Annotated in this window: 19 protein-coding genes; 2 read left to right on the forward strand and 17 right to left on the reverse strand. The window is 40.9% G+C overall.

Annotated elements, in window-relative coordinates:
• The 6 genes from AXK38_06760 to AXK38_06785 all read right to left on the reverse strand — a co-directional run bounded on the left by AXK38_06760 (position 1) and on the right by AXK38_06785 (position 5,061).
• Complete coding sequence (locus AXK38_06760; GenBank protein AMH88958.1) at positions 1 to 483, reverse strand: antibiotic resistance protein VanZ; 483 nt, start codon at positions 481 to 483, stop codon at positions 1 to 3.
• The gene (locus tag AXK38_06765; protein ID AMH88959.1) at positions 483 to 1,568 is read right to left on the reverse strand and encodes a 23S rRNA (adenine(2503)-C2)-methyltransferase; all 1,086 of its coding nucleotides are present in this window, start codon (positions 1,566 to 1,568) and stop codon (positions 483 to 485) included. Before AXK38_06765 ends, AXK38_06760 begins: the two co-directional genes overlap by 1 nt.
• Before the next feature lie 20 nt (positions 1,569 to 1,588).
• Positions 1,589 to 2,119 carry a transcriptional regulator gene (locus tag AXK38_06770; GenBank protein ID AMH88960.1) on the reverse strand — a complete coding sequence of 177 codons (531 nt, stop codon included), beginning with the start codon at positions 2,117 to 2,119 and terminating at the stop codon, positions 1,589 to 1,591.
• Between the two features lie 156 nt (positions 2,120 to 2,275).
• Positions 2,276 to 2,881 carry a superoxide dismutase gene (locus AXK38_06775; protein ID AMH88961.1) on the reverse strand — a complete coding sequence of 202 codons (606 nt, stop codon included), beginning with the start codon at positions 2,879 to 2,881 and terminating at the stop codon, positions 2,276 to 2,278.
• 173 nt (positions 2,882 to 3,054) lie between these two features.
• Positions 3,055 to 4,092 carry a DNA polymerase III subunit delta gene (locus AXK38_06780; GenBank protein ID AMH88962.1) on the reverse strand — a complete coding sequence of 346 codons (1,038 nt, stop codon included), beginning with the start codon at positions 4,090 to 4,092 and terminating at the stop codon, positions 3,055 to 3,057.
• 33 nt (positions 4,093 to 4,125) lie between these two features.
• The gene (locus AXK38_06785; protein AMH88963.1) at positions 4,126 to 5,061 is read right to left on the reverse strand and encodes a dihydroorotate dehydrogenase; all 936 of its coding nucleotides are present in this window, start codon (positions 5,059 to 5,061) and stop codon (positions 4,126 to 4,128) included.
• 228 nt (positions 5,062 to 5,289) lie between these two features.
• Here AXK38_06785 and AXK38_06790 point away from each other — a divergent pair, with 228 nt between their 5' ends.
• Positions 5,290 to 6,636: a glutamate dehydrogenase gene (locus AXK38_06790; GenBank protein AMH88964.1), complete on the forward strand. Its 1,347-nt coding sequence runs from the start codon at positions 5,290 to 5,292 to the stop codon at positions 6,634 to 6,636.
• Between the two features lie 31 nt (positions 6,637 to 6,667).
• Complete coding sequence (locus tag AXK38_06795) at positions 6,668 to 7,153, forward strand: acetyltransferase (protein ID AMH88965.1); 486 nt, start codon at positions 6,668 to 6,670, stop codon at positions 7,151 to 7,153.
• A gap of 145 nt (positions 7,154 to 7,298) precedes the next feature.
• Here the strand turns inward: AXK38_06795 and AXK38_06800 are convergent, their stop codons facing one another.
• The 11 genes from AXK38_06800 to AXK38_06850 all read right to left on the reverse strand — a co-directional run bounded on the left by AXK38_06800 (position 7,299) and on the right by AXK38_06850 (position 18,703).
• On the reverse strand, positions 7,299 to 7,943 hold the full coding sequence (locus AXK38_06800; protein AMH88966.1) for a TetR family transcriptional regulator: 645 nt from the start codon (positions 7,941 to 7,943) through the stop codon (positions 7,299 to 7,301).
• A gap of 16 nt (positions 7,944 to 7,959) precedes the next feature.
• Positions 7,960 to 8,964 (reverse strand): oxidoreductase, encoded by a 1,005-nt coding sequence (locus AXK38_06805; protein AMH88967.1) that lies wholly within the window; start codon positions 8,962 to 8,964, stop codon positions 7,960 to 7,962.
• A gap of 279 nt (positions 8,965 to 9,243) precedes the next feature.
• On the reverse strand, positions 9,244 to 9,612 hold the full coding sequence (gene rplL, locus AXK38_06810) for a 50S ribosomal protein L7/L12 (protein AMH88968.1): 369 nt from the start codon (positions 9,610 to 9,612) through the stop codon (positions 9,244 to 9,246).
• 74 nt (positions 9,613 to 9,686) lie between these two features.
• Positions 9,687 to 10,187: a 50S ribosomal protein L10 gene (locus AXK38_06815; protein ID AMH88969.1), complete on the reverse strand. Its 501-nt coding sequence runs from the start codon at positions 10,185 to 10,187 to the stop codon at positions 9,687 to 9,689.
• A 251-nt stretch (positions 10,188 to 10,438) separates the two neighbouring features.
• Positions 10,439 to 11,698, reverse strand: coding sequence for a chlorohydrolase (locus AXK38_06820; GenBank protein ID AMH88970.1), 1,260 nt, complete (start codon positions 11,696 to 11,698; stop codon positions 10,439 to 10,441).
• Between the two features lie 114 nt (positions 11,699 to 11,812).
• Positions 11,813 to 13,561, reverse strand: coding sequence for a multidrug ABC transporter permease (locus AXK38_06825; protein AMH88971.1), 1,749 nt, complete (start codon positions 13,559 to 13,561; stop codon positions 11,813 to 11,815).
• 1 nt (position 13,562) lies between these two features.
• A complete protein-coding gene (locus tag AXK38_06830) occupies positions 13,563 to 15,287 on the reverse strand; it encodes a multidrug ABC transporter ATP-binding protein (GenBank protein ID AMH88972.1) in 1,725 nt (574 codons plus the stop codon).
• 60 nt (positions 15,288 to 15,347) lie between these two features.
• A complete protein-coding gene (locus AXK38_06835) occupies positions 15,348 to 16,286 on the reverse strand; it encodes a peptide methionine sulfoxide reductase (protein AMH88973.1) in 939 nt (312 codons plus the stop codon).
• Between the two features lie 60 nt (positions 16,287 to 16,346).
• Positions 16,347 to 16,529, reverse strand: coding sequence for a hypothetical protein (locus AXK38_06840; protein AMH88974.1), 183 nt, complete (start codon positions 16,527 to 16,529; stop codon positions 16,347 to 16,349).
• A 16-nt stretch (positions 16,530 to 16,545) separates the two neighbouring features.
• The gene (locus tag AXK38_06845) at positions 16,546 to 17,415 is read right to left on the reverse strand and encodes a homoserine kinase (protein AMH88975.1); all 870 of its coding nucleotides are present in this window, start codon (positions 17,413 to 17,415) and stop codon (positions 16,546 to 16,548) included.
• Position 17,416: 1 nt separating this feature from the next.
• Positions 17,417 to 18,703: a homoserine dehydrogenase gene (locus tag AXK38_06850; protein AMH88976.1), complete on the reverse strand. Its 1,287-nt coding sequence runs from the start codon at positions 18,701 to 18,703 to the stop codon at positions 17,417 to 17,419.
• Positions 18,704 to 18,798 lie beyond the last annotated feature (95 nt).

The raw sequence follows: 18,798 nt of genomic DNA on the forward strand, positions 1-18,798 counted from the left end.
TTAATTCCTTATCTTGTTTTTATGTAATTGTTTATAGAGGAGCCAAGCCAAATAGCCACCCAAGGTATTGGTCCACAAATCATCAATCTCAAAGACGCGATTGAAATCAAAGAAAAAATCTAAGACTAACTGCGTACACTCAATTCCAAGACTCACTAGAAAACTGAAAAAAAGAACTCTTTTTGTTTTCCTTAAATTTGGAAAGAGATAAAGGAGTTGGAAAATCAGAGGAAAAAGCAAGAAGACATTGAGGATATTTTGTAAAAAAATCCAATATAATTGTCCCATATCACCCACTTCACCCAGTTTCCAAAGAGAATTGAAAGGAGTCAAAAGAAAAACCAGGCGATCAAGATGCTGAATACCTGGAGTTTCCACTCCCACGGGAGAATGTTCTTGAGGAGTAAAACAAAAGTAGACGATACAAATGGTATAGAAAATGACTCCCAAGACCAAAATATGATTATGAGTTTTCTTCATCATTAAGGATTGACTGCTGCGACTGCTTTCTGGCGGTCACGTTTCATTGTATTAGAACGCAATTGTCCACAAGCTGCATCAATATCAGTTCCATGCTCTTGACGAACAACACAGTTAACCCCTTTTTTCTTAAGCGTATCATAGAAGGCCATGACGCGCTCTTTAGGACTACGGCTATATTGGTCATGCTCACTAACTGGGTTATAAGGAATCAAATTTACATAAGACAATTTCTTGATGTTTTTGAGCAATTCAGCCAATTCCAAGGCTTGTTCAACACCATCGTTAACTTCATTGAGCATGATATATTCAAAGGTTACACGACGGTTTGTTGTTTCTATATAATACTCAATAGCTGCAAAGAGTTTTTCAATCGGAAAGGCACGGTTAATCTTCATGATGCTTGAGCGCAATTCATTGTTTGGTGCGTGAAGGGAAACGGCAAGATTGACCTGAACTCCTTCATTAGCAAAATCACGAATTTTATGGGCCAAACCTGAAGTTGAAACCGTGATGTGACGAGCTCCGATTGCCATTCCCTTATCATCATTGATAGTACGAACGAAATTCAAGACATTGTTGTAGTTATCAAATGGTTCACCGATTCCCATGACAACAATATGGCTGACACGTTCGTCCTGACCACGCTCATCAAAGTATTTCTGAACCAACATGATTTGCGCTACGATTTCCCCATTATTGAGGTCGCGTTGTTTCTTGATCAAACCAGAGGCACAGAAGGTACAACCGATATTACAGCCGACCTGAGTGGTTACACAGACTGACAAACCATAGTGCTGACGCATGAGTACAGTCTCAATCAACATACCGTCAGGCAATTCAAAGAGATATTTGACAGTACCATCAGCAGACTCTTGAACGATTCGCTGTTTCAAGGGATTGACCACAAACTGGTCATTGAGCTTAGCAATCAAATCCTTGGAAAGGTTGGTCATTTCTTCAAATGACTGCACACGTTTACGGTAGAGCCATTCCCAGATTTGATCTGCACGGAATTTCTTTTCTCCCTGCTCCAATACCCATTCCTGCATGGTTTGACGTGTTAAACTATAAATTGACGGTTTCATTTCTTCTCCTTATTCTCTACTCACTTCTGACGAATGACAAAATGACGTTGTCCCTTGTCCTCTTTCTGAGAATACTGGTCTTTCTGACGACGTCTATTTTTCTTATCTGCATTCGGTTTTCGTTTGGTTTGGGCCTGTTTCTTCCCTTTTCTAGAAGGCGTTTCTTCTTCCTTCTTACGCATTTTCTTGTCAAATGATGCTCGCTTAGGGGCTTCATTTTCTAGAACAAAATAGGCACAACCATAACTACAATACTCTAAAAGATAGTCTTGTAAACGACTGATTTTTTCCAGATTTTCTTCTGTTCGGTCATCCTTGTAAAAACCTCGTAGGCGAAGCTGTTCATTACTCCAGTCCCCAACGATATAATCAAACTTGGTTAAGACTTCTGAAAAACGCTGATTAAAAGCCGTCTCATCAAAGGCATCCTTGATATTTTCAACCAAGGAAAAAGCTATCCCTTCCGTTTCGACCTTGTCCCCATGTAAATGAAACTCAGGACCAGGAAACTTGTTATAGTTGTATAATTCAGGTGCAATTTCTTTTCGCATAGATATCCTTTTTCCACGATTACTTAATACTTTATTCTACCATAATTTCTAGCACTTAGCACGTTTCTCATAAAAATGAAAAAAGTCTGACGATTTTGTCAGACTCGAATCATATAACCTAAAAAAGAGAAGAACAATTCTTCCCTCCATATACCATTATTTAGCAGCTGCGTACAATTCATCTACTTTGTTCCAGTTGATCACTGAGAAGAAAGCTTTGATGTAGTCAGGACGCACGTTGCGGTATTTCACATAGTAAGCATGTTCCCAAACATCCAAGCCCAAGATTGGTTTTTTACCTTCTGAGATTGGTGTGTCTTGGTTTGCTGTTGAAGTCACTTCAAGTTTACCTTCTTTGTTAACAACCAGCCATGCCCATCCAGAACCGAATCGAGTTGTTGCTGCTGCAGTGAAGGCTGCTTGGAAGTCTTCAAATGAACCAAATGTTGCATCGATTGCTGCTGCAAGTTCTGCTGATGGAGCTGTTTTTTCAGGAGTCATCAATTCCCAGAAAAGAGCGTGGTTCAAGTGTCCACCACCATTGTTGATAAGTGCTTGACGGATATCAGCTGGGATAGATTCTACATCAGCAAGCAAGGCTTCAAGGTCTTCACCGATTTCAGGGTGTTTTTCAAGAGCTGCATTAGCATTGTTGACATAAGTTTGATGGTGTTTGTCATGGTGCAAGTGCATTGTTTCTGCATCGATGTATGGTTCCAAAGCGTCGTATGCATATGGAAGATCTGGTAAGATAATAGCCATCTGTAATACCTCTTTTTCTTTCTATATGAAAATGATAACGCAAACATTCACTTTTTTCAAGTTTTTTGCTTATAGATGAAGAAATCACTGAGATACTTTCGAATAGAATAAGCAAATCAACAAGAAACCCACGACAAGATAATCCTGACGCGGGTTGTAGTTTCAAAAAAGTATCAATTGACCTGATTAGCAATCTGTAGGAGTGCCTTTTCAAAAAGGAAACCTTTTTCATAAAGACCTGTCTTAATCTGATAGTCTGTCTCAATCAAATAGGAAATAGCTTGCTTCAAAAAGCTCAAGGAAAGTCCTCGCGAATCTCTCAGCGCAAACTTGATTTGATAGGGATTGGGAGTGCGTCCCAGATAACTACCTAAACTACTTGCAATCTGCGCTTCTGTTTGGCCAGACTCCACCAAAATTTTCACCTGAGTAAAAGTCCGAAATTGTCCTAGCATGACTGCAATCAACTTGATTTCGTCTTCCCCTTGCAAGGTCAAGTCTCTAACCAAGTCGCGCGCCTGGTCCATCTTTTTAGTCAGAATAAACTGAGTTAAATCAAAAATATTGTCCTGCAAGGTCTTGGGAATAGCATTGACAATATCCTCTTCCTCGATAACAGAATCCGCCTTATAGGACTGTAAAAAGAGGAGATTTTTCTGGATTTCGCTAAATTGAAAACCAGATTTGATAAGTAGATTTTCAAAGGATTGCCCCAAAAACTGCAGACCTTGTTTCTGGCTCCACTTTTGGAAATACTGGCGCAGTTCTTGTTCTTTGGCTTCTACTGCATCAAAAACCTTGGCATCACGCTTAAGTAATTTAACCAACCGTCTCTTGCTATCCAGTTTTCCTTCCGCAAAGATCAACAACTTGGTTGTTGGCGAAGGATTGTCAAGGTATTCCTCAAACGACTTAAGCTCATCATCTGTTAAAAAGCGTTTCTTGGCTGTTGTCATATCGACAAAATGATCCAATATCACGATTTTCTCATCCGCAAAGAAAGGAAGACTGACTAACTCCAGCTCCACATCCTTGTAAACTACTTCTTTCATATCAAAGTAGGCAAAGTTGAGGTCAGCAGAATCATAACCAATCTGTTTCAACACTTGACTCTTCATCACTTCAAACTGGCCCTGATCTGTCCCTGTAAAAAGGCTCAGGTTCGATAAATTTGCTAAAGTCAACTTCTGACTTTCTTCAATGGCTAGCATCCTCTCTCCTTTCTTCTGATTTTTCGATTTAATTTAGTCAATATAGCGCAATTTCCCACGGAAATCTTCTAAGCTCTCGTACCCTTTTTCCGCCATGATTGCTTTCAGTTCATTGGTAATGCGGTCAAAAGCACCAACTCCTTCTTTGTGAAGGGTGGTTCCCACCTGCACCATACTTGCTCCACAGAGGATATGTTCAAAGGCATCACGACCAGTCAAAACGCCACCTGTTCCGATGATTTGGATTTGAGGATTTAAGCGTTGATAAAAGGCATGAACATTAGCTAGAGCAGTTGGTTTAATATACTCCCCACCAATGCCCCCAAAACCATTTTTAGGACGGATAACGACAGACTCATCTTCTATATAAAGGCCGTTTCCGATAGAGTTGACGCAGTTGACAAACTTGAGCGGATATTTGTTAAAAATAGTTGCCGCTTGGTCAAAGTGAACAATATCAAAATATGGTGGCAATTTAATTCCAAGAGGTTTGGTGAAGTAGGCAAATACTTCTGTCAAAATCCGGTCTGTTGTCTCAAAATCATAGGCAATCTGAGGTTTACCTGGAACATTGGGGCAGGAGAGGTTTAGCTCCGTCAGACCACGAAACTCACTCTCTTGGACTTTTTTCAAGATAGTATGGGTTTCCTCTGGAGACATGCCGACTAGAGATAAAAAGAAAGTTCGGTTTGGCTCTTTTTCCTGTAAATCCAAAAGGTAGTCCAAATAGTAGTCTAAACCATTATTCGGTAAGCCCATAGAGTTGATAGAACCAAGTGGAACATCCTGATAGCGTGGCTCAGGATTTCCCTGACGAAAGTCCAAGGTCGCTGTCTTAGTGACAAAGGTTCCTGCCGCTGAGTTTTTAACCCCCTCTAGCTCTTCTATCGTCATACAAGCCACACCTGCTGCATTCATCAAGCAGTTGTCAAACTCAAAACCAGCAATTTGTGTTTTCGTTGATACCATGATTCTGATCCTCCAGATTCCTTTTATTGCTAATATTATACCATATTTTCACAATTTCTCTTTTAGAAAGATATTTCAAAGAAAAACGTTCGTATTTTTATAGATTTTCAAAAAGTCCTAAAACTAAATTGATAGAATTTTTAGAAAATTTTTGTTTTTCTCTTTACAGTTAAAAAAAATTCTGCTATAATGACACACATAATTAAATTAGAATTTAAGGAGAACGATATGACATCTGCTAAAGAATATATCCAAAGCGTGTTTGAAACTGTAAAAGCTCGTAACGGGCACGAGGCTGAATTCCTCCAAGCTGTTGAAGAATTTTTCAATACTTTGGAACCTGTATTTGAAAAACACCCTGAGTATATCGAAGAAAATATCTTGGCACGTATCACTGAGCCAGAACGCGTGATTTCTTTCCGTGTTCCTTGGGTTGACCGTGATGGAAACATTCAAGTAAACCGTGGTTACCGTGTTCAATTCAACTCAGCTGTTGGACCATACAAAGGCGGACTTCGTTTCCACCCAACTGTAAACCAAGGGATTTTGAAATTCCTCGGATTTGAACAAATCTTCAAAAACGTCTTGACTGGACTTCCAATCGGTGGAGGTAAAGGTGGATCAGACTTCGATCCTAAAGGTAAAACAGATGCTGAAGTGATGCGCTTCTGCCAAAGCTTCATGACTGAATTACAAAAACACATCGGACCATCACTTGACGTACCTGCTGGTGATATCGGTGTTGGTGGACGTGAAATTGGTTACCTTTATGGTCAATACAAACGCCTTAACCAATTTGATGCTGGTGTCTTGACTGGTAAACCTCTTGGATTTGGTGGTAGCTTGATTCGTCCAGAAGCAACTGGTTACGGTTTGGTTTACTACACTGAAGAAATGCTCAAAGCAAACGGTAACAGCTTTGCTGGTAAGAAAGTGGTTATTTCAGGTTCTGGTAACGTTGCTCAATATGCTCTTCAAAAAGCAACTGAACTTGGTGCAACGGTTATCTCTGTATCTGACTCAAATGGTTATGTCATCGATGAAAACGGAATCGACTTCGATCTTTTAGTAGATGTTAAAGAAAAACGTCGTGCTCGCTTGACTGAGTATGCTGCTGAAAAAGCAACTGCAAGCTACCACGAAGGTTCTGTATGGACTTACGCTGGTAACTATGATATCGCTCTTCCATGTGCTACTCAAAACGAAATCAACGGTGAAGCAGCTAAACGCTTGGTTGCTCAAGGAGTTATCTGTGTATCTGAAGGTGCTAACATGCCAAGCGACCTTGATGCCATCAAAGTTTACAAAGAAAATGGTATCTTCTACGGACCTGCAAAAGCTGCCAACGCTGGTGGTGTAGCCGTTTCAGCCCTTGAAATGAGCCAAAACAGTCTTCGCCTCTCATGGACTCGTGAAGAAGTTGATGGACGTCTCAAAGACATCATGACAAACATCTTCAACACAGCTAAGACAACTTCAGAAACATATGGTCTTGATAAAGACTACCTTGCAGGAGCTAATATTGCTGCCTTTGAAAATGTAGCAAACGCTATGATTGCACAAGGTATTGTTTAATTAGTCGATACATCCTATCGGAGAACAAATGATGAACTTACGGCCGATGGAAGTAAGAGACAATTTAGCTGTAGCGCAGCTCATTCGAGCTAGCCTAGAAGAATTCGGGCTTGACAAACCAGGAACTGTCTACTTTGATTCTCATCTAGATCATTTGGTCGACTATTATCAACAGCAAGAGAGAGCGGCTTACTTTGTTCTGGAAGATGAAGGTCTGCTGGTTGGCTGCGGTGGCTTTGCACCTGTGTCCGATAAGATTGCTGAATTACAAAAACTGTATGTCACTAAAAATAGCCGTGGCAAAGGTTATTCCAGCAGGTTGATAAAGCGGATATTCCGGGAAGCCCACTTAGCTGGTTATGAACAGCTTTATCTAGAGACCTCTACTGAACTGGCTACGGCTGTGGCCATCTATCAACACTATGGTTTTACAGCATTGCAACAACCACTTTCTAACGCCGCCGGCCACCCAGCTATGAATATCTGGATGATAAAATCCCCCTTATCAGATGAATAGATGGCAGTATACTAATGTAGCAAACGCTATGATTGCACAAGGTATTGTTTAAGAGTCATTTGCTTAATCCTCAATCACTATGATTGGGGGTTTTTATGTTGAATTCAAAAAACTCACCATTAACAGTGAGTTTTAACATCAGAATTTATTTTACTTTCATTAGGGCAGATGACAAACATTCAACAATCTCATCAACTGCTTCATCTATGTTTATAGTTCCTTCATCATTCAACATCATGGGAATAAGATAAGAAAAACTCAATGCTAAAATGTATCGAACAATTCTTTCATTTGACCAATTTAGAATAAGTCTTTTTTCTTTAAATTGATTTAAAACAGGGCTAATTGGTTCTATTATAGATTGAACAATAATACTTCCTAACTGGATAGAAAGATTTTTATCAATAAAAGAACGCCCCAAGAGAATTTTAACATGCATTTGATTCTCCTGAATAAAAAAGAGCCTATCTCGAACAATACTTTTTAAAAAGAAGGGAAAAGTTTCTTGATCTACTGTGAATTTTTTTTCTGAGAAATCCGCAATTACTTCTGGAATAACCTGTTCTAGAAAAGTAGATAAAATGGCTTCTAAGATACCTTCCTTTGTTTTAAAGTAACTAAAAACCGTTCCTTCTGACACTCCAGCGCGTTCGGCAATAAGGCTGGACGTTGTATTCTCAAATCCAATTTCTGAGAATAATTTTAAACTTGATAATAATACTCGACGTTGTTTTAAGCTCAAGTTGCTAGCTTCTAACGTCTGAGCATACTTTTGTTCTAAACTTTCCATCGCTAGCACCTCTCTTCTAATCTCTTACTTTTACGACTTTTTTGCCTCGACTGTGTCCCATTTTCAGACTACGATAGGCTTCTCTAACTGACTTTAGAGAAAAGTCATACACTTGATCAATTTTCAGCTGAACATTCCCTTCTGAGACCATTTCAGATAAAGTGCTAAAATCATCGTATGTAGAATGTCTCGGACCAGTAAACTGAGCACCTTTTATCATAACATAGGGTGAAGGTACTAATGTCCCAATAGCTGTTCCCTTCAAACCTAAACTAAAAGCCAATCCAACATAATCAGATCCATAACAATCCAAAAATTTTGTAATAGGCGTTGGACTAGCTGATAGAAGAGCCTTCTTGATGTTCTCTTCGTAACTTACTGGTATGGCACCTAAAGACTTCAGATACTCTGTATTTTTCTTACTTGCTATTCCGATCACTGTCGCACCCTTAGCAACTGCATACTGTACTGCAATACTTCCAATACCTCCTGCTGCAGCTGAAATAACAACAGTATCTCTTGAATTTAAACCGATTCTTCTAAAAGCCCCACCCACAGTTAGAGAAGCTACTCCCATAGTAGCTGCGTGAGTCATGTCGATCATCTCTGGTTTCAATACAATTTCTGATTCATTGACACAAATTTCTGTTGCTAAAACTCCCCTCTTAGTTCCCAAACCAGGATCGCTAATCATTGTTCCAAACACCTTATCTCCTACTGAAAACCTAGTTACTTCATTTCCAACTTCTGTAATAACTCCAGAAAAATCTCTCCCCACACCTCTTGGAAATAAAGATGATTTAGATTCAAACCAACGACTTGGTTTCCTTAATTTCGTTATAAAAGATAGAAATCGAAGAGGTTTCGCTCCCTCAAAAGTTTTATAATCAATAGGATTTAAACCAACAGCATGAACTTCTACTCTCACCTGATTTACATCCAAGGCTGTAGAGTCGATCTTCAGCAAATCCAAGATCTCTTCGTTACCGAAACGACTGTACTCTATTGCTTCAACAACCATTTTCTTTACTCCTTAATTTCACAAAAATTGAGTAAACACTCATTTTTATAAATTATACTCTTAATTTGTAAAAAAATCAATATTATCGTTTGATAACGATTTATGACATGATATAAATATCCATCATTTGGGTTTACCAATATGATTCTTTCAATCTAACTCTCCTCACTTTTAAAGATTCCTTGCCCTTTTTTGCCCCTTCTCGAACAAAAAGAAAAACCGCTACTCCTAAGAATAGCGGTTTAATCATGTTTTTAAGCTACTAATGTAGTTGCCCTATTATTTAAGAGTAACTGAAGCTCCAGCTTCTTCCAATTTAGCTTTGATTTCTTCAGCTTCTGCAGTTGCAACGCCTTCTTTAACAAGTGCTGGTGCACCGTCAACAAGTTCTTTAGCTTCTTTAAGACCAAGACCAGTGATTTCACGTACAACTTTGATAACGCCAACTTTTTTGTCGCCTGCAGATGTCAATTCAACGTCGAATGAATCTTTAGCAGCACCAGCGTCAGCAGCACCAGCTGCAGCAACAGCTACAGGAGCAGCTGCAGTTACACCAAATTCTTCTTCGATAGCTTTTACAAGGTCGTTCAATTCAAGGATTGAAGCTTCTTTAATTTCAGCAATAATGTTTTCAATGTTCAATGCCATTGTTATTTCCTCCAAATATGTTTTTAAATTTATAATAGATTTTTCGTAGCTAGGCTACGCTGCGTAGCTTAAAATTAAGCTGCGTCTTCTTTGTTGTCTGCAACCGCTTTGACTGCAAGAGCAACGTTGCGCACTGGCGCTTGAAGTACAGAAAGGAGCATAGAAAGAAGTCCTTCGCGGTTTGGAAGAGTTGCAAGAGCAAGAATCTCTTCTTTAGATGCGACAGCGCCTTCGATTGCACCACCTTTGATTTCAAGTGCTTCAGCGTTTTTAGAAAAGTCGTTCAAGATTTTCGCTGGTGCGATAACATCTTCGTTAGAAAATGCTACTGCAGATGGTCCAACAAATACTGATGCAAGTTCTTCAAGACCAGCTTTTTCAGCTGCACGACGCAAGATTGAGTTTTTAATGACTTTATACTCAACTTCGTTTCCACGAAGCTCACGACGAAGAACTGTATCTTGCTCAACTGTTAAACCACGAGCGTCTACAACGACGATAGATGCAGCAGCTTTCATTTTCTCAGCTACTACGTCAACTAGTTCCGCTTTTTTAGCAATAATTGCTTCACTCATTAGTGTGTTCACCTCCGTAATTATTTTGCTTGGGGAAATTTTTCCAAAAGAAAAACGCGCCCAAACCTAGACACGAAAGTACAATACGCTTCTTTTTACATGATACGTTTTGTCCTCGGTAGGATACTTATGAGTCGAGCTCCCCTACTGTCTTAGGCAGTTTTTTCAAACCGTATATAAGTATAGCATAGTCAAAAAAAGAATGCAAGATTTTTGCAAACTTTTTTTAAAATTTTTTCGTGATTTTTCTTTTAAAGTTCTACTGTCAGTACTTGACCTTGCTTAACAACCTGTTCTCCGGCAATATAGACATCATCAACATCACTAGATTTGACTGCATAGACAAGGTGAGAAAGCATATTTTCCCGGGGTTGGAGATGGATTTTCCCTTGTGGTTGAATGACTAGGAAATCAGCCTGCTTGCCAACTTCTAGACTACCAATCTCTTCATCCATTCCCAACACCTTAGCTCCTTCGATTGTCAGAGCCTTGAGAACTGTTTCGATAGGAAATTGACTGGCATCTCCACTTTTCATCTTCTGAAGAAGGGCTGCAGTCCTTCCTTCCTCAAACATATCTAGATTGTTATTGGAAGCAACCGAGTCTGTCGCAATTCCGACTGCTACTCCTGCTTTTTGCAGTTGAATGATAGGAGCGATTCCTGAGGCCAGTTTGAGGTTACTGATAGGATTGTGGGCGATAGCCACTTGAGAGGTTGCCAAACGTTCAATTTCTCTCTCGTTTAATTCGACCCCGTGAGCAAAGACAGACGGATGATCTAAGTAACCCAATTCTTCTAGAAAGGCGAGGGGCCGTTTGCCGTAGCGTTTCAGTATAATTCCTGATTCTTCCTTGGTCTCCGCTACATGGATATGGATGGGAATATTCAGCTCTTTTGCCACATCTAAGCTATCTTCCAGCAAGTCTCTACTACAGCTGTAGGGAGAATGTGGGGCTACCATAACCTTGAAATTGGGATTTTCATATCCTATGATTGTCTCGATGATAGCTCGAGTTCTAGTAATAGTCTCAGCAGTCGTTTCTACCTCAGAAGAAAAGAGGGTCGGTGAGAAATAACAACGCATCTTGGAATCTTTCACTGCCTGATAAATTCTCTCAATATCCACTCCATTGGGATTATACATATCATTGAAGGTTGTTGTTCCTGACTGAAGCATTTCTGTCAGAGCTTCTTTGACCGCTTTGGTAGTCATGTCTGGAGTAAACTCAGCTTCTGCAGGCCAGATATAATCATTGAGCCATTCATGGAGATTACTGTCATCTCGGATTCCTCGCAAACCTGTCATGGCAGAATGGGTGTGGCAATTGACCAATCCAGGCATGATCCAGGCTCCCTGATAGTCTATAATCTGCTCAGCTTGCTCTAAAATCTCTGACTTCTCTTGACCGACATAGACGATTTGGGAATCATTAACTGCTAAGATTCCATCCAAATAAACATGGAAATCTTGGTCACAAGTCACGATATTTACATGCTGATAGACTTTCATTCTAGGCTCCTTTTCTATAAGACAATTTACAGTGAATAATTTTTCTAGCTATTGTAACAAAAAAGTCACCCGAAGGCAACTTTTTTCGTCAATAAGATTTTAAAATAAAAAGGCTTATTCTGAGCTAAAAGCTGCAGCTTGTTGCATTTGATAATACTTCCCCTTTCGAGCCATGAGTTCCTGATGATTACCATACTCAACGATGTCACCATCCACTAATACAAGGATTAAATCCGCATCCTGAATGGTTGACAAGCGGTGGGCGATGATAAAGCTAGTACGCCCCTTCATGAGTTTGGCAAAGGCATCCTGAACCAGCACTTCTGTCCGTGTATCGATTGAGGAAGTCGCCTCGTCTAAGATGAGAATCTTGGGAATAGCCAGAAAGACTCGGGCAATGGTCAAGAGCTGGGCTTGACCAACAGAGAGAGATTCTCCTGCATTTTCCAACTTGGTATCGTATCCCTGTGGCAACTGTTGGATGAAAAAGTCTGCATTGGCTGCTTTGGCAGCAGCAATCACTTGCTCCCGACTGGCTTCAGGATTTCCAAAGGCAATATTGTCATGAATAGTCCCTTGCTTGAGCCAGGTTTCTTGAAGCACCATCCCAAACTGCTGTCTCAATGATGTCCGAGTATAATCATAAATAGATTGCCCATCCAGCAAGATATCTCCCGAGTTAATAGGATAGAAACGCATAAGAAGATTGATAAGAGTTGATTTTCCAGCACCTGTCGGACCAACAATAGCTACCTTGCTACCGGCTGGGATATCGATAGATAAGTCCTTAATCAAAATCTTTTCAGGATTGTAGCCAAAAGATACATGTTTAAAGGAAATAGCTCCCTTGACTTGGTCACTGGTCAAGACTTCCTTGCCTGTTTCAGCCACCTCAGGACTTTCTAAGACAGCATAGATGCGCTCTGCACAAGCCAGAGCACTTTGCAACTCAGCTAGCACTGAAGAAATATCGTTAAAGGGCTTGGTATACTGCTGAACATAGTTCAAAAAAGTCACTAAGCGTCCAATGGTCAAGGTAGAGCCTATCATGATACGATAAGCTCCCACTCCAGCTAGAAGGGCATAAATGAGCGCATTTACAAAGCGAGTCGAAGGATTAACCGTTGAGGAATAAAAGATGGCTGACTGAGAATAACCTGCATAGTTATCATTAGCCTCACGCAGCCTTTGGATAAACTCTTCCTGAGCATTGAAAGATTGAATAATAGTCTGCTGGCTCAACGATTCTTCAATCAACTGAGTCTGAATTCCCCTCGTCTCTGTTTGCTTCTGGAAGAGATGATAAGATCTCTTGGCAATAAAGCGTGAGATTACCATAGACAGTGGCGTCAACAACAAGACCAAAAGAGTCATGAGGAGATGAATTTGAAGCATGGCTAGAATACTAACCAATATCATTAAGACGCCAATAAAAAATTGGTTAAAAATCATGGTCAAACCAGCTGCCAACTGTTCTATGTCTGTGGTCACACGACTGACCATCTCGCCACTGCCTTGCCGATCCACAAAAGCAATCGGTAAACGATGGAGCTTATGGATGATTCGCTCTCGCAAGTCTCTGGTATAAGAGAAGATTAGGCGATTATAAAGAAGAGGATTGGCACATTGTACCAGTGTATTTCCTATGACCACCAAAATCATCTGGATGAAAATCTGCCAAAAAACTGGTGAAGAGCCAGCCACTAGGACCTGGTCGATGACCTGCCCAATCAAGATAGGTAGGTAAATCGATAAGCCAACTTGGGCAATGGTTCCTAGAAAGGCTAGGAAAAGAAGGAAAGGATGGCTGGCTAAATCTATGGCCAAACGTTTGAGCGTCTGGTTTGCAGTTTGTCGTCTCATGCTAGTCCTCCTTTCCATGTTGCGATGCATTAATTTCGCGATAGATTTGACTAGTCTTCATCAAATCCTCGTGCTTGCCGATAGCTAGGAGCTCACCTTTTTCCAAGAGGAGAATCTGGTCAGCCATCTGGAGTGTCGAAGTCCGTTGAGAAATCAAGATTAAGTTCGTATTTGGTAGATTTTCTCGAATAGCTTTCAAGAGCTTGGACTCAGTAATGGTATCCAGTGCCGAGGTCGCATCATCTAGGACGAGAAATGGAGCTTGGTGCAAGACTGCACGTGCAATAGACAGCCTTTGTTTTTGTCCACCTGAGAAATTTCGCCCTCCTGCTTCAACTACAGCATCCAAGAGACCTTCCTTTTCACTGACAAAATCCTTGGCTTGCGCGATTTCTAAGGATTGCCAGAGTTCTTGATCAGTCACTACTTGATTGAAACCCAAAGTCAAGTTGGAACGAATAGTTCCTTTAAAGAGTTCGACTTTTTGAGGAACATAGGAAATCCAAGACCGCCACTGCTCAAGATTAAGAGGACTACGTCCATTTCGATAAAGGTCAATGCTCCCCTTGTCTGCTGGATAAAGTCCAAGTAAGACTTGCACCAAGCTTGATTTACCAGAACCCGTCCCTCCGATGATACCAAGGATTTGCCCTTGTTTCATAGCAAAAGAAATGTCTCTCAGAGAAGGCTGGGCCGCATCAGGATAGGTAAAGGTCAGTTCTTGGACTTGTAAAATCTGAGTACTGGTAGCTTGCTTTTGTTCTAACTCTGAATGGATATCCTCTGGAGATTCTGCAAAGACTTCTTCGATTCGCTTGGCTGAGATGTAGGACTGGTTGAGAGAATTGATCAGCATGGCGAGCTTGACTAATTCCACCAAAATCTGTAGGAGATAGTTGATAAGAGCAATCAAGGCTCCTTGACTGAGTACCCCTCCTTGAATTGAAAGATAGCCCTGCCAGATAATAACGAGGAGAGTTCCATTAACAATCAGATAGGTCAGAGGTGTTAATAAACTGGACCAGAAACCTGTTTTTTCTTGTAAACTAGCATAAACTTGATTAAGAGTTTGAAAAATCTGTAATTCTCGTTTTTCTTGTCCAAAAGCACGAACAACTCGCATTCCTTGCAATTGCTGGCGCGTTTCCTGAACCAGCTGATCCGTTTTCTTTCTGAGACTGCTGTAGAGAGGATTGACCAGTCGAGAGAGACCGACAATGACAATCGTCAAAATGACAACCATAACTAAGAACCAGAAAGTCAGCTCAGCTGAGATTCGATAGGCCATAAAAATGGCCCCAAAAACGATAATGGGCGCTCGTAAAAAGAGACGCAGGAATTGATTGATACCAGTCTGAATCTGGTAAGTATCCGAAGTCAAACGAGTCACCAAGCTAGAAGTTGTCAAACGGTCTCTGCTGTCCTTAGGTAAAGAAAGAATATGACGATAAAGGTCGTTTGTCAGTTCTTTGGCAAATCCAACCGCTGCCTTGGCTGAGTAAAACTGGGCCACCAAGGCCACTAAAACGCCAATCACTGCAAAGATAAGGAGCAGGACAATCTGCATCCAGAGGTGTCCTTGATCTCTCTGAGGCAAGGATTGGTCAACAATCCTAGCAATCACCATGGGAACAAGAAGCTCAAACACAGCTTCTAGTAGCTTGAACAGGGGAGCTAAAATCGATTCCTTGATGTAGGATTTAAAGTAAGATAATATGTTTTTCATAAATCCCTTCTATTCGTTTTCTAGAAATGAAGAAAGTGGGAAGCACCCACCCTCTCTGTTTTATTTGTTTAAGTAAGGCAGTAGATAGCCATATCCTTCCTCTTCCATCTCATCCTTGGCCACAAAGCATAAGGAAGCAGAATTGATACAGTAACGAAGTCCACCTAACTCCCGAGGTCCATCCGTGAAAACATGACCCAAGTGAGCATTGCCTGACCGAGAACGAACTTCGATTCGCTCCATTCCATGACTCAGGTCTTTGTAGTAGTGAATCAATTCCTTGGAAATTGGACGACTAAAGCTTGGCCAACCACATCCTGAGGCAAACTTATCCTTAGCAAAAAAGAGTGGCTCACCCGTCGTAATATCTACATAAATCCCTTCTTCAAAGGTTTGGTCATAGGCATTGGTAAATGGAGCCTCTGTAGCAGCTTCTTGGGTAACACGATAGGATTCTTCAGTTAAGCTTTCCTTTAACACCTCTTGACTAGGCTTTTCATAGTTAGAGGCATCAATCAATGGCTTCTCAGCATCGGTCACATCGATATGACAGTAACCGGAAGGATTTTTCTTAAGATAGTCTTGGTGGTAATCTTCAGCTAAAATATAGTGGCGAAGTTTCTCCACCTCCACTGCAATCTTTCGACCCAGCATACGTTCCTGCTCCTGCACTACTGTGTAGATAGCTGGCAAATCTGCTTCATCCTGATAATAAATCCCAGTTCGATATTGGCGACCACGGTCATTCCCTTGTTGATTGATGGATAGAGGATCAATAACACGGAAATAATAAAGTAAAATCTCTCTAAGTGACACTGTATTCTTATCATAAATCACTTGAACCGTCTCTGCATGGTCTGTTTCCTTGAGTAACTGATAATTAGTCGTTTCTACTTGCCCATTAGCGTAGCCAACACTGGTTTCTAACACTCCAGAAATACGTGAAAAATACTCCTCTAGACCCCAAAAACAACCACCTGCTAGATAAATTTCTGCCATCTTTATTTCTCCTTTATCAAGTTTTTAACTAATACTCTTCGAAAATCTCTTCAAACCACGTCACCTTACATCTGCAACCTCAAAACAGTATTTTGAGCTAACTTCGTCAGTTCTATCCACAACCTCAAAACACTGTTTTGAGCAGCCTGCGACTAGCTTCCTAGTTTGCTCTTTGATTTTCATTGAGTATAAACTTCTTTTCAAAAAAAGGATAGGAAGCCCTCTGGTCGAGAGTTTCCCCATCCTATCTCCTATTCTTTTATTTTGCTTGGACACGGACACCTTGGGTATCAACTTTCAAATCATGCAGTTTGCCTTTGAAGGATTGCTTTTCCAATTCTTCTTTAATCATTGGAATCTTGTCATGAGAGGCCAAGACCATCACTGTTGGTCCGGCACCAGAAAGGTAGGTTGCATAGGCACCATTTTCTTTGGCTACTTGCTTAATCGTCGCAAATTCTCTCACCAAGTCCTGACGATAGCGCTCGTGGAAGAGGTCTCCCTCGATTGCTTGCCCAGCTGTTACCATGTCTCCTGCTAACAAGGCTGCAACCGCCACATTGGCAATAGAACTGGCAGCGACAGCTTCTTTGTAGGACAATTTTTTAGGCAAGACACCGCGGCTATCGCGAGTGCGTAATTCATAGTTAGGAATGTAAGCTAGAAAATCACATTCTGGGAAGTCTGCCACAATCGCAGAGACTTGCCCTTCAACGGAACTTGCAATAACGAGATTTCCATAAATGGCTGGAGCCACATTGTCAGGATGCCCTTCAATCTTGGTCGCCAACTGCAATTTTTCATGGTCAGACAAGTTGAGCTGGCCCAATTGGTTGGCTAGTTCAATCCCAGCTACAATAACAGAGCTAGAAGAACCCAAACCACGCGCCAAGGGAACATCACTGGTCATTTTCAAGCGTCTAGGTTTCAAATCTGGTACAATCTGCAGGGCAATTTTGAGCAAGAGATTACGCTCGTCATGAGGAATCCATTTACCAATCTGGTGTTCAATCAGCCACTCATCTCGTTCTTCACAGATCTCAATTTGAAGATACTTGGTTACAGCTACACCGACCGAGTCAAAACCTGGCCCAATATTGGCACTGGTTGCAGGTACGATAATCTTCATCTTATTCTCCTAGCACCTTGAAAGTATTCAAGAGGTCGAATTCTGAAACCTTCTTCAATTCAGCTGAAACATTTTCAAGCTGGGCTTTATTAATCTTATGTGTGATGATAACGACACGTGCCTTATCACCTTCTTTACCATCTTGGAGGATTTGCTTGAAGGAAATATCTTGAGCATTGAAGATTTCAGCCAATTTCAAGACCTGACCTTTTGAGTCTGGAGCCAAGATTGAGAAATAGTAGTTTGCTTTGACATCTTCAGGATTTGCCAAGACCAAATCACGGCTATATTCGTTGAAATCTTTACCGATGGTACCATCATTCAAACGACGAACGATACGGACAATATCCGCCACAACACTTGTTGCTGTTGGTTTTTGACCCGCACCTGGTCCGTAGTACATAGACTCACCGATACCGATAGATTCCACAAAGACAGCGTTCATTACTCCATTCACACTAGCAAGTGGGTGCGCTTTTGGTAGGAAGGTTGGAGTTACTTCTGCAGCAATTCCTGAAGGAGTTTCCTCAATAGAACCAACCAATTTCACTACATAGCCAAGTTCTTGAGCTACAGCTACGTCTTCTGGTGTGATATTACGGATTCCCTTGTGGGCTACATCGTCGAAGGCAACCTTCATGCCAAAGGCAAATTGGCTCAAAATCACCATCTTGTAGGCTGCATCAATCCCATCTACGTCATTTGTAGGGTCGCTTTCTGCAAATCCAAGTCTTTGTGCTTCCGCCAGAGCATCATCGTAAGACCAGCCTTCTTCCACCATTTTGGTCATCATGAAGTTAGAAGTTCCGTTGACTACTCCAAGCACGCGAGTGATTTTATCAGAAGCTAATGAATTTGCTAGAGTACGAAGAATTGGAATCCCACCAGCTACTGCTGCTTCGTAGTAAAGTGCTACCTTGTTGGCTTTAGCAATTTCTAGCAATTCTGCACCATGGACAGCCAAAAGGTCCTTGTTGGCAGTAACAACGTGTTTCCCTGCTTCCAAGGCACGAGTGATAAAGGTTTTAGCAGGCTCGATACGCCCCATCAATTCCACTACGATCGTAATGTCTTGGTCTGCTAAAATATCATCCACATTGGTTACAAAGTTAAAGTCATTCCCTGCTGCAAGTAAGCGATTCTTTTCATCTTCATCTTTGACCAATACCTTAGCAACTTCAATCTCTGAATGTGCTGATTGATTGATTTTTTCTCCATTTTCCTTTAGGAGGAATGGCACGCCACTTGCAACGGTACCAAATCCTAATAAAGCAATTTTAACTGTCATGTTTGTCTCCTCGAAATTTTCTAATATAGCTATTATAACAGAATTTTGTGAAAATTCCTATTATAGTAAATCACTATTTCAATCTAGAAAAGAAA

Source organism: Streptococcus mitis, from assembly GCA_001560895.1.
Taxonomy (GTDB): Bacteria; Bacillota; Bacilli; order Lactobacillales; family Streptococcaceae; genus Streptococcus; species Streptococcus mitis_Q.

Excerpts from the sequence above, each read along its gene's own strand:
- AXK38_06835 (AMH88973.1), bottom strand. The coding sequence starts at position 16,286 with ATGGCAGAAATTTATCTAGCAGGTGGTTGTTTTTGGGGTCTAGAGGAG.
- AXK38_06820 (AMH88970.1), bottom strand. The coding sequence starts at position 11,698 with ATGAAAGTCTATCAGCATGTAAATATCGTGACTTGTGACCAAGATTTC.
- AXK38_06845 (AMH88975.1), bottom strand. The coding sequence starts at position 17,415 with ATGAAGATTATCGTACCTGCAACCAGTGCCAATATTGGGCCAGGTTTT.
- AXK38_06815 (AMH88969.1), bottom strand. The coding sequence starts at position 10,187 with ATGAGTGAAGCAATTATTGCTAAAAAAGCGGAACTAGTTGACGTAGTA.
- AXK38_06780 (AMH88962.1), bottom strand. The coding sequence starts at position 4,092 with ATGCTAGCCATTGAAGAAAGTCAGAAGTTGACTTTAGCAAATTTATCG.
- AXK38_06850 (AMH88976.1), bottom strand. The coding sequence starts at position 18,703 with ATGACAGTTAAAATTGCTTTATTAGGATTTGGTACCGTTGCAAGTGGC.
- AXK38_06770 (AMH88960.1), bottom strand. The coding sequence starts at position 2,119 with ATGCGAAAAGAAATTGCACCTGAATTATACAACTATAACAAGTTTCCT.
- AXK38_06830 (AMH88972.1), bottom strand. The coding sequence starts at position 15,287 with ATGAAAAACATATTATCTTACTTTAAATCCTACATCAAGGAATCGATT.
- AXK38_06825 (AMH88971.1), bottom strand. The coding sequence starts at position 13,561 with ATGAGACGACAAACTGCAAACCAGACGCTCAAACGTTTGGCCATAGAT.
- AXK38_06805 (AMH88967.1), bottom strand. The coding sequence starts at position 8,964 with ATGGTTGTTGAAGCAATAGAGTACAGTCGTTTCGGTAACGAAGAGATC.
- AXK38_06840 (AMH88974.1), bottom strand. The coding sequence starts at position 16,529 with ATGGGGAAACTCTCGACCAGAGGGCTTCCTATCCTTTTTTTGAAAAGA.
- AXK38_06765 (AMH88959.1), bottom strand. The coding sequence starts at position 1,568 with ATGAAACCGTCAATTTATAGTTTAACACGTCAAACCATGCAGGAATGG.
- AXK38_06800 (AMH88966.1), bottom strand. The coding sequence starts at position 7,943 with ATGGAAAGTTTAGAACAAAAGTATGCTCAGACGTTAGAAGCTAGCAAC.
- AXK38_06775 (AMH88961.1), bottom strand. The coding sequence starts at position 2,881 with ATGGCTATTATCTTACCAGATCTTCCATATGCATACGACGCTTTGGAA.
- AXK38_06760 (AMH88958.1), bottom strand. The coding sequence starts at position 483 with ATGATGAAGAAAACTCATAATCATATTTTGGTCTTGGGAGTCATTTTC.
- AXK38_06790 (AMH88964.1), top strand. The coding sequence starts at position 5,290 with ATGACATCTGCTAAAGAATATATCCAAAGCGTGTTTGAAACTGTAAAA.
- rplL (AMH88968.1), bottom strand. The coding sequence starts at position 9,612 with ATGGCATTGAACATTGAAAACATTATTGCTGAAATTAAAGAAGCTTCA.
- AXK38_06785 (AMH88963.1), bottom strand. The coding sequence starts at position 5,061 with ATGGTATCAACGAAAACACAAATTGCTGGTTTTGAGTTTGACAACTGC.
- AXK38_06795 (AMH88965.1), top strand. The coding sequence starts at position 6,668 with ATGAACTTACGGCCGATGGAAGTAAGAGACAATTTAGCTGTAGCGCAG.